Origin of the sequence: Vulcaniibacterium thermophilum (assembly GCF_007923255.1) — a bacterium.
GTDB classification, from domain to species: domain Bacteria; phylum Pseudomonadota; class Gammaproteobacteria; order Xanthomonadales; family Xanthomonadaceae; genus Lysobacter_F; species Lysobacter_F thermophilum.
Genome location: NZ_VOHJ01000016.1, coordinates 61,067 through 69,894 on the forward strand (window position 1 = coordinate 61,067; position 8,828 = coordinate 69,894).

Annotated in this window: 9 protein-coding genes; 4 read left to right on the forward strand and 5 right to left on the reverse strand. The window is 71.9% G+C overall.

Annotated elements, in window-relative coordinates:
* Positions 1 to 234: 234 nt before the first annotated feature.
* Complete coding sequence (gene fusA / locus FQY64_RS08360; RefSeq protein ID WP_146473807.1) at positions 235 to 2,280, reverse strand: elongation factor G; 2,046 nt, start codon at positions 2,278 to 2,280, stop codon at positions 235 to 237.
* A 259-nt stretch (positions 2,281 to 2,539) separates the two neighbouring features.
* Here fusA and FQY64_RS08365 point away from each other — a divergent pair, with 259 nt between their 5' ends.
* Both FQY64_RS08365 and FQY64_RS08370 read left to right on the forward strand, forming a co-directional pair.
* On the forward strand, positions 2,540 to 2,971 hold the full coding sequence (locus tag FQY64_RS08365) for an OsmC family protein (protein WP_146473808.1): 432 nt from the start codon (positions 2,540 to 2,542) through the stop codon (positions 2,969 to 2,971).
* Positions 2,968 to 3,714, forward strand: a complete 747-nt coding sequence (locus FQY64_RS08370) for an alpha/beta fold hydrolase (protein WP_186760896.1) — start codon at positions 2,968 to 2,970, stop codon at positions 3,712 to 3,714. The genes FQY64_RS08365 and FQY64_RS08370 overlap by 4 nt, the downstream gene beginning before the upstream one ends.
* A 170-nt stretch (positions 3,715 to 3,884) precedes the next feature.
* Here the strand turns inward: FQY64_RS08370 and FQY64_RS08375 are convergent, their stop codons facing one another.
* A complete protein-coding gene (locus tag FQY64_RS08375) occupies positions 3,885 to 4,760 on the reverse strand; it encodes a PhzF family phenazine biosynthesis protein (RefSeq protein ID WP_146473810.1) in 876 nt (291 codons plus the stop codon).
* A gap of 127 nt (positions 4,761 to 4,887) precedes the next feature.
* Here FQY64_RS08375 and pip point away from each other — a divergent pair, with 127 nt between their 5' ends.
* The gene (gene pip / locus FQY64_RS08380; RefSeq protein WP_146473811.1) at positions 4,888 to 5,829 is read left to right on the forward strand and encodes a prolyl aminopeptidase; all 942 of its coding nucleotides are present in this window, start codon (positions 4,888 to 4,890) and stop codon (positions 5,827 to 5,829) included.
* A gap of 28 nt (positions 5,830 to 5,857) precedes the next feature.
* Here the strand turns inward: pip and FQY64_RS08385 are convergent, their stop codons facing one another.
* From FQY64_RS08385 to FQY64_RS15055, 3 genes are read right to left on the reverse strand one after another with little or no spacing between them, the layout of a single operon-like run.
* A complete protein-coding gene (locus FQY64_RS08385; protein WP_146473812.1) occupies positions 5,858 to 6,406 on the reverse strand; it encodes an NUDIX hydrolase in 549 nt (182 codons plus the stop codon).
* Between the two features lie 30 nt (positions 6,407 to 6,436).
* A complete protein-coding gene (locus tag FQY64_RS08390) occupies positions 6,437 to 7,351 on the reverse strand; it encodes a 5'-3' exonuclease (RefSeq protein WP_146473813.1) in 915 nt (304 codons plus the stop codon).
* Positions 7,351 to 7,938 (reverse strand): nitroreductase family protein, encoded by a 588-nt coding sequence (locus tag FQY64_RS15055; protein ID WP_146473814.1) that lies wholly within the window; start codon positions 7,936 to 7,938, stop codon positions 7,351 to 7,353. Before FQY64_RS15055 ends, FQY64_RS08390 begins: the two co-directional genes overlap by 1 nt.
* Before the next feature lie 118 nt (positions 7,939 to 8,056).
* On the opposite strand from FQY64_RS15055, the gene FQY64_RS08400 reads away from it, so the two are divergent.
* On the forward strand, positions 8,057 to 8,828 hold a 772-nt coding region (locus tag FQY64_RS08400; RefSeq protein WP_146473815.1), incomplete at its 3' end, for a DUF1631 family protein.

The following is an 8,828-nucleotide window of genomic DNA, read 5'->3' on the forward strand; positions in this document are numbered from 1 at the left end:
ATGGGTCCCGGCTTTCGCCAGGACGACGAGCGTGGGCCACGCGCTCTCCTCCCCCTGCTTGCAGGGGGAGGTCGGGAGGGGGTGGAGCGGCTGCCGACAAGCGTTTCGAACACCGCATGCGCCTGCTCTTCGAGCCTTCGACAGGCTCGGGGCGAGCGTCGATGTGGCCGGCAGGTGCGCCCGTCCTTCGACGGGTCAGGACGAGCGTCTTTGCTCTTTTGTCCTGGCCAGGGATCACTCCTCCTCGTGCTTCGGCTTGTAAGCCTCCATCAGCTTCTGCTGCACGTTCGGAGGCACCGGCTCGTAATGACTGAAGTCGAGCGAGTAGCGGCCGCGGCCGGCGGTGATCGACTTCAGCTCGGCGGCGAAGCCGTCCAGCTCCGACAGCGGCACCTGCGCCTTGATCACGGTGTCGCCGCGCACGCTGTCGGTGCCGAGGATGCGCGCGCGCTTGCCGGCCAGGTTGCCGCTGATGTCGCCCATGTTCGCTTCCGGCGCGGTGACTTCCAGATCGACGATCGGCTCCAGCACCTGCGGCCGCGCCTTCTGGATCGCATCGAGGAACGCCTTGCGGCCGGCGGTCACGAACGCGACTTCCTTGCTGTCCACCGGATGCGACTTGCCGTCGTGGACGATCACGCGCACGTCCTGCATCGGGTAGCCGGCCACCGCGCCGGTGGCGAGCACCTGGCGCACGCCCTTCTCGACCGCGGGGATGAACTGGTTGGGGATCACGCCGCCCTTCACCTCGTCGACGAACTCGAAACCGGCGCCGCGCGGCAGCGGTTCGATGCGCAGGAACACCTCTCCGAACTGGCCGGCGCCGCCGGTCTGCTTCTTGTGGCGATGGTGACCTTCGGCGCGCGCGCTCACCGTTTCGCGGTAGGCGATGCGCGGCGGGCGCGATTTCACCTCGACCCCGTAGCGGTCGCGCAAGCGGTCGAGATTGACGCGCAGATGCAGATCCGACAGGCCGCGGACGATGGTCTCGTTGGTCTCGGCGGTGTGCTCGACCACGAAGCAGGGATCTTCTTCCGCCAGCTTGTGCAGCGCGGTGGCGAGCTTCTGCTCCTGGCCCTTGCTCGCCGCCTCCACGGCGAGGCCGAACATCGGCCTGGGGAACTCGAGCGGCGCGAGATGGATGTGGTCCTCGTCGTGGCTGTCGTGCAGCACCGCGTCGAAATGCAGCTCCTCGACCTTGGCGACGGCGGCGATGTCGCCGGGAATGGCCTGCTCGATCTCGATGTGCTCCTTGCCCTTCAGCTTGAACAGGTGGCCGACCTTGAACGGCTTCTTGCCGTCGTCGACGAACAACAGGGTGTCGCGCTTCACCGTGCCCTGGTAGACGCGGAACACGCCGAGCTTGCCGACGAACGGGTCGTTGACGATCTTGAACACGTCGGCGATCACGTGCGCCTTCGGGTCGGGCCGTGCCTCGATCGGCTGCGCGTCGGGCCCCGCGCCTTTCACGAACGGCGGGGGATTCGCTTCGCCCGGATGCGGGAACAGGCGCTCGGCGACGTCCAGCAGCTCGCGCACGCCCGCGCCGGTACGCGCCGAACAGAACAGCACCGGCACCAGATGCCCTTCGCGCAGGCACTGCTCGAACGCGTCGTGCAGTTCCTGGCCCGAAAGCCCGCCTTCGCCGACGTCGAGGAAGTGCTCCATCACCGTCTCGTTGATCTCGACCACCTGGTCGATGATGCGCTGGTGCCATTCGGCCACCGGCCCGAAGTCGCTCTCGCCGTCGCCGTTGCCGAAGCAGTCGACCACCGCCCTGCCGCCGTCGGCGGGCAGATTCAGCGGCAGGCACTCGGGGCCGAAGGCCTCGCGCAGTTCGTCGAGGATGCGCCGGCAGTCGGCGCCGTCGTGGTCGATCTTGTTCACGACGACGACCCGGCACAGGTTGCGCGCTTTGGCGTACTCCATCATCCGCCGCGCGCCGTACTCGACCCCGCTGTCGCACGCCACCACGATGGCGACGGTTTCCACCGCCGCCAGCGCCGACAGCGCCGGGCCGCGGAAGTCGGGGTAGCCGGGAGTGTCAATCAGGTTGACGTGGATGCCGGCGTGGTCGGTGCTGGCGATGCCGACGTCGAGCGAGTGGCCGCGCTGCTTTTCGATCGGATCGAAGTCGGACACGGTGTTGCCGCGTTCGACGCTGCCTGCCGTCTGGATCGCGCCGCCGGCATGCAGCAGGGCTTCGAACAGGGTGGTTTTGCCGGCGCCGGGGTGGCCTGCCAGGGCCACGTTGCGGATCTGTTCGGTCGTATAGGGCATGAGCGGACTTCTCCCGATGCGAGGGTGGGAAGGCCGTCATGGCTGTCCGCGCAGTGCGCCCGAGCGGGCGACGCTCGGCGGGCGGTCATGGCGGGGGTCGGGGCCACCTTAGCGCCGATGCGCGTGGAGGTCGCGTTGCGTTGCATCACGAAGGGGCGGGATCGGGGATTCGGGATCCGGCAAGGGCGACGGCGTCACTTGTCTGACACGCACGCTGCCTTCCTAATCCCGACTCTCCGATCCCGAATGGCGAACCCCCATGACCATCACCCGTCACGCCACCGCCCGCTGGGAGGGCGATCTGAAGTCCGGCCAGGGCCGGCTGGACACGCCGCAGAGCGGGCTGCTCGCCGCGACCCGCTACGGCTTCAACAGCCGGTTCGGCGAAGAGAGGGGCACCAATCCGGAAGAGCTGATCGCCGCCGCGCACGCCGGCTGCTTCGCGATGGCGCTTTCGGCCAAGCTCACCGAGGCCGGTCATCCGCCGACGCGGCTGGAAGCGCGTGCGGACGTCGAGCTGTCGATGGACGGCGGCCCGCACATCGCGCGCATCCGGCTGAAGGTCGCAGGCGAGGTGCCGGGCCTGGATGCCGCGCGCTTCCGGTCGATCGCCGAGGACGCGAAGGCGAATTGCCCGGTGTCGCGCGCGCTCGCGGCGGTGCCGATCGAGCTGGAGGCGTCGCTGGCGTGAGCCGTGCGCTCTCGGCGCTGCTGCTGCACGGCGCGGGCGGCGGCGGCTGGGAATGGGACCGCTGGCGCGCGCTGTGGGACGCGGAAGGCGTGGCGGTGCGGGCGCCGGATCTGGCGCCGCGCGCGTCGCTCGCCGATACGGTGCTCGCCGACTACCTCGCGCAGGCCGCCGGGGCGCTGCGTGCCCTGCCGCGCCCGCGCGTGGCGGTCGGCGCCAGTCTGGGCGGCCTCGTGGCGGCCGCGGTGGCGGGCGAGGCCGATGCCCTGGTGCTGGTGAATCCGCTGCCGCCGGCGCCGTGGGCGCGCGAGCTGCCCGCGCGCGAGTGGCCCGCCGTGGTGCCGTGGCGGGCGCAAGCGCGCCTGACCTCCACGCGCCGCGCGCTGCCGGACGCCGACGAAGCGACCGCGCTGTGGGCGTTCCGCCGCTGGCGCGACGAGTCCGGCGCGGTGCTGCGCGAGGCGCACGGCGGGATCGCGATCGAACGCCCGCCCTGTCCCGTGCTGTGCCTGGCCTCGCTCGAGGACGAGGACCTGCCGTTGCGGGTGCAGGAGCCGTTCGCCGCCGCCTGGAGCGCCGACCTCGTGCGCGTCCCCGGCAGCCACGTCGGCCCGCTGCTCGGCCGCCAGGCCGCCGCCTGCGCGCGCCTCGCGCTGGCCTGGGTGTACGCGCGGATGGGCGTGGGCGCGATGGCGGCCGACGCGCAGGCGCCGCTGGCGCTGGGCGTCGGCGAGGGCATGGGCTGAGCGCCGGTCGTGGCGTTCCAGCCACGCATGCCCACGGGTGAACGCCGGTCGATCCGTGCCAGCGGCTTCAACCGCGACCCGATGGTGCCGCGTGGTGCCCGGTCGCGGCTGAAGCCGCTCAACAGGGATCCGTGTGCATCCGTGCGAATCGGTGGCTGACGCTCGGGTGCCTACCAATCCATCATGCCGCGCACCACCGTGCGCACCTGGCCGCCGGACCACACGAAGCCGTCCTCGTCCACGCGCAGGCGCAGGCGGGCATCGAAGCCGACCTCGCGCCCTTGGCTCACGACGTAACGGCCGTCGCGGCCCGGCAGCGCGTCGTTGTGGCGCAGCCAGGCGGCGAGGGTGGCGTTGGCCGCGCCGGAGGCGGCGTCCTCGAAACGCGCCGGCGCGCCGACGAAGGCACGCACCGCCAGGTCGTAATCGCGCCCCGGCTCGGCGCGTGCGAACGCGCACAGCCCCATGCTGGAGGTCGCCTCGGCCAGCGCCGCGATCGCGTCCCAGTCGGGGTTCGCGGTCCGAAGCGCGGCTTCGTCGCGCATCTCGGCCAGCCACCAGCGCCGGCCGCCGTCCATCAGCGCGACCGGCAGCGCGCCGCGCGGCAGCCCGCGCAGCACGTCGCGCAGACGGGCATCGTGCTCGTCGGCGACATCGATCACGCGCGCCTTCGGCGTGCGCACCGCGATCGTGCGCGCGTCGCCTTCGCCGTCGACCGACAGCGGCAGCACGCCGGCCAGTCCCTCCTGCCACAGCAGGCCCTCGCGCGGCGCGTACAGGCCGGCTTCCAGCACCGCGTGCGCGGTGCCGACGCTGGGGTGCCCGGCGAACGGCACCTCGCGGCGCGGGCTGAACATGCGGATGCGGTAGCTGGCGCCCGGTTGCGTCGGCGCGAACACGAAGGTGGTTTCCGGCAGCCGCGTCCAGCGCGCGATCGCCTGCATCGCCTCCTCGTCGAGCCCGTCGGTATCCAGCACCACCGCGAGCGGATTGCCGGCGCCGGGCCGGTCTGCGAAAACGTCGACGATCAGGTAGCGGCGGTCCATCGGAACGGGTCGAAACGCGGCGCGGCGGCGGGCGGGCCGCAGGGGCGCGCAGCTTAGCAACTGCGGCGGCGCACCGTCCCGCCGCCGCGGTTTAGACTGCCGGCCCCACGTTCCGGGAACCTTCGCGATGCGCACGCTCTTCCCCGAGATCGAGCCCTACGACACCGGCTGGCTGCAGGTCGACGACCGCCACACCCTGTACTACGAGCAGTGCGGCAATCCGCAGGGCAAGCCGGTGGTGATGCTGCACGGCGGCCCCGGCGCCGGATGCAGCACGCGCATGCGTCGTTTCCACGATCCCGCCAAGTACCGTATCGTGCTGTTCGACCAGCGCGGCGCCGGCCGCTCGCGCCCGCACGCCGACCTGATCGACAACACGACCTGGCATCTGGTCGCCGACATCGAGCGCCTGCGCGCGCATCTGGGCATCGAGCGCTGGCAGGTGTTCGGCGGCTCGTGGGGCTCGACGCTGGCGCTCGCCTACGCCGAAACGCATCCGCAGCGCGTCACCGAACTGGTGCTGCGCGGGATCTTCATGCTGCGCCGCTGGGAGCTGGAGTGGTTCTACCAGGAAGGCGCCTCGCGCCTGTTCCCCGATGCCTGGGAGCCGTACCTCGCCGCGGTCCCGCCGGTCGAGCGCCACGATCTGATCAGCGCCTACCACCGCCGCCTCACCAGCGACGATCCCGCGGTGCGGCTGGCGGCGGCGCGCGCCTGGAGCGTGTGGGAAGGCGCCACCAGCTTCCTGCGCGTCGATCCGGAGTTCGTCGCCGGCCACGAGGACCCCGAGTTCGCGCTCGCCTTCGCGCGCATCGAGAACCACTACTTCGTCAACGGCGGTTTCTTCGAGGTCGAGGACCAACTGCTGCGCGACGCGCACCGCCTGTCCGGCATCCCCGGCGTGATCGTGCACGGACGCTACGACGTCGTCTGCCCGCTGCAGAACGCGTGGGACCTCAAGAAGGCGTGGCCGCAGGCCGAGCTGATCGTCACTCCGGCCTCGGGGCATTCCGCCTTCGAGGCGGAGAACGTCGACGCGCTGGTGACGGCGACCGAGCGCTTCGCCTAGCCGCGTAGCGCCGCCGGCGGACGGTCGCTCAGTCCGCGGGCGTCCCGTCCGGATTGCGGTCGATCAGCCACAGCCCGCCCCACAGCTTCAGATCGAGCTCGCAGCCCTCGGCCTGCTTGCGCATCAGCCAGGCCGGCGCCTCCGCGCGCGGCACCTCGTGGACGACGATCCCTTCCTCCTCGGTGCCGCCTCCGGGGCCCACGCGCCGCAGCTCGCGGGCACGCACGAAGGCGATGCGCTCGTTGGTCATCCCGGCCGAGGTCGGGCCGATCAGCAGCACCTCCACCCGCCCCGCTTCCCAGCCGGTCTCCTCGATCAGCTCCCGACGCGCGGCGTCTTCCAGCGTGTCCTCGCCTTGCTGGTCGCCGACCAGGCCCGCCGGCATCTCGATCGTGCGCGCCTGCAGCGGCACGCGGAACTGTTCGACGAACAGGATGCGGTCCTCGGGCGTCACCGCGAGCACGATCACCGCCATGCCGGCGGCATGCACGCGTTCGACGTATTCCCAGCGCCCGCGTCGGCGCATGCGCAGCCAGCGGCCTTCGTGGACGGTTTCGACGGCTTCTTCGCGGTTCATGGGCGGCGACGGGCGGGACCTGCGCGGATGCTAGAGGGCGACCGGTGACGGCAGGTCGACGGCCGCGGCGGTCTGCAGGCGCCTGCGCGTCAGCGGGCCGAAACGCAGCGCTTCGCACAGCGCGCCCAGCCGCTCCGCATCGGCCGCCGCGCGCAGGAAGTGCGGCGCGGCCGCGTGGGCCGGGGCGTCGAGCGCGATGGTGGCCAGCCGCCGCCACAACAGCGCCTGTTCGCGGTGCTGCTTCAGTCGGGCGGCGATGCCGGCGGCGCCGCGAAGACGCAGGAAGGCGACCTCGTCGGCGCGTTCGAGCAACGCATCGAGCGTGCCGAAATGCGCCAGCAGCACCGCCGCCGTCTTCGCGCCGATGCCGGGCACGCCGGGGATGTTGTCGATCGCATCGCCGGTGAGGGCGAGGTAATCGGCGATCTGGTGCGCCCGCACGCCGTGACGCGCGGGCACGCCGGCGGCGGTCCAGCGCAGATTGCGGGCGTAGTCCCATTGCTCGTCGTGCTCGTCGAGCAGCTGCGAGAGGTCCTTGTCGGCGGACACGATCACGCCGCGCAGCCCGTGCGCGCGCGCCACGTGCAAGGCGCTGCCGATCAGGTCGTCGGCCTCGTATTCGCCGTGCGCCAGCACCGCAAGGCCCAGCGCCTCGCACAGCGCCTTGCAGTGCGCGAACTGCCGGCGCAGCTCCTCCGGCGCCGGCTCGCGGTTGGCCTTGTAGGCCGGGTAGAGCGCGTTGCGGAAGCAGGAGTCGAGCGCCTCGTCGAACGCGATGGCGATGTGGCGCGGGCGCTCGCGTTCCACCAGCTCGAGCAGGAAGCGCGCGAAGCCGTGCACGGCGTTGGTCGGCCAGCCGTCGGCGTCGTGGAATTCGTTGGGCAGCGAGTGCCAGGCGCGGAACACGTACAGGCTGGCATCGACCAGATAGAGCGGCGCGCGCATCAGGCGGGGTTCCAGACGGTGAGCAGCGCGCGCGGGTCGGGCCGCTCGCGTTCGGGCGCTTCGACCTTCGGCGTGCCGATGTGGACGAAGCCGACGATCGTTTCCTGTTCGCGCAGCCCGAACCAGCCCCGCACCGCCTCGTCGTAGGCGGCCCAGCCGGTCACCCAGCTCGCGCCGAAGCCCATCGCCTGCGCCGCCTGCAGCAGCGCGAAGCAGACGCATCCGGCCGACAGCAGGCGTTCCTGCGCCGGGATCTTCTCGTCCGGGCCGAGGATGGCGATCACCGCCAGCACCAGCGGCGCATGCGCGAAGCGCGTGCGTTCCTTCTCCAGCGCGGCCTCGCCGGCGTCCGGATCGCGCTCGCGCAGGCGTTCGGCCAGGCGCGCGCCGAGCGCGTGGCGCGCCGCTCCGCCGATCTCCACGAAGCGGAACGGGACGCGCTTGCCGTGGTCGGGCACGCGCACCGCCGACGCCAGCATCCGCTCCAGCGTGGGACGGTCGGGGCCGGGCTCGCCCAGCAGCCGGGCAGGGGTGGAGCGGCGGCCGTCGAGGGCCGCCAGACGGGGGTCCGGGGGTAGGCTTCGCATTGTCGAGTTATGGTTTTCAGCAGCGCGTCACAAACGCGGCTGTACATCTAATGTCGCATATTGCCACTATGCGTCTCGTGCCGCCGCGTCGAGCGGATCCGCGGCCTCTTGGGGGAGCATGACTGTGCTAGGGCGCCTGAACGGCCTCCACGACGCCCGCACCGATCCGGTGCAGGTGCTGGAGGAGGTCAAACGTCTCGCGGTGGAGCAGCTCGGCTCCATCCCGGGCGCCCTGTACGCGCACCTGGACGCCTACGTCAACGACGTCGTCCGCCGCAAGGACGAAGACCCGCGCGTGCTGCGCAACGAGCAGGGCATGCTGCGCCTGCTGCAGTTGCACGCGGCGACGCGGCTGATGCGCTTCCGCGAACGCCTCGCGCGCGGTTTCGAGGAGTTCCGCTCGCTCGCCAGCGCCACGCTCGGCTCGGCGCCGCTGGGGCTGGTGGGCGACAACCAGATCGAGTTCTATCTCGACGGCCAGCGCCTCAGCGAGAACCTCGGCCAGCGCTACTCGCGGCCGCTGAAGATGCTCGACAGCCGGTTCGAGGCGGTCGCGATGGCGATCGGCATCCCGGCCGGCGCCAACCCGATCGGCCCCGGCCGGCTGGTGGACGCCTTCATCGACTGCTTCGGCGACGCCGAGCTGACCGACGGGCTGCGCAGCGAACTGTTCAAGCACTTCGAGCTGGAACTGCACCGCGTGCTGGGCGACCTCTACGCGCGGGCCAACGCGGTGCTGGCGTCCGCCGGCTACGGCGCGTTCGAGCCGCTGGCGCGGCCGCCGGAGCGCGCGCCTGCGCCGGTGCCGGCCTTCGGTCAGGGCCCGGCCGCCGGAACCGCGGGGCCGCCGCCCGGAGCCGCGGCCGCGCCCGGTGCGCCCGGACCCGGGG

Coding starts and splice junctions, on each gene's coding strand:
- FQY64_RS15055 (WP_146473814.1), bottom strand. CDS start 7,938: ATGCGAAGCCTACCCCCGGACCCCCGTCTGGCGGCCCTCGACGGCCGC.
- pip (WP_146473811.1), top strand. CDS start 4,888: ATGCGCACGCTCTTCCCCGAGATCGAGCCCTACGACACCGGCTGGCTG.
- FQY64_RS08390 (WP_146473813.1), bottom strand. CDS start 7,351: ATGCGCGCGCCGCTCTATCTGGTCGATGCCAGCCTGTACGTGTTCCGC.
- fusA (WP_146473807.1), bottom strand. CDS start 2,280: ATGCCCTATACGACCGAACAGATCCGCAACGTGGCCCTGGCAGGCCAC.
- FQY64_RS08385 (WP_146473812.1), bottom strand. CDS start 6,406: ATGAACCGCGAAGAAGCCGTCGAAACCGTCCACGAAGGCCGCTGGCTG.
- FQY64_RS08365 (WP_146473808.1), top strand. CDS start 2,540: ATGACCATCACCCGTCACGCCACCGCCCGCTGGGAGGGCGATCTGAAG.
- FQY64_RS08375 (WP_146473810.1), bottom strand. CDS start 4,760: ATGGACCGCCGCTACCTGATCGTCGACGTTTTCGCAGACCGGCCCGGC.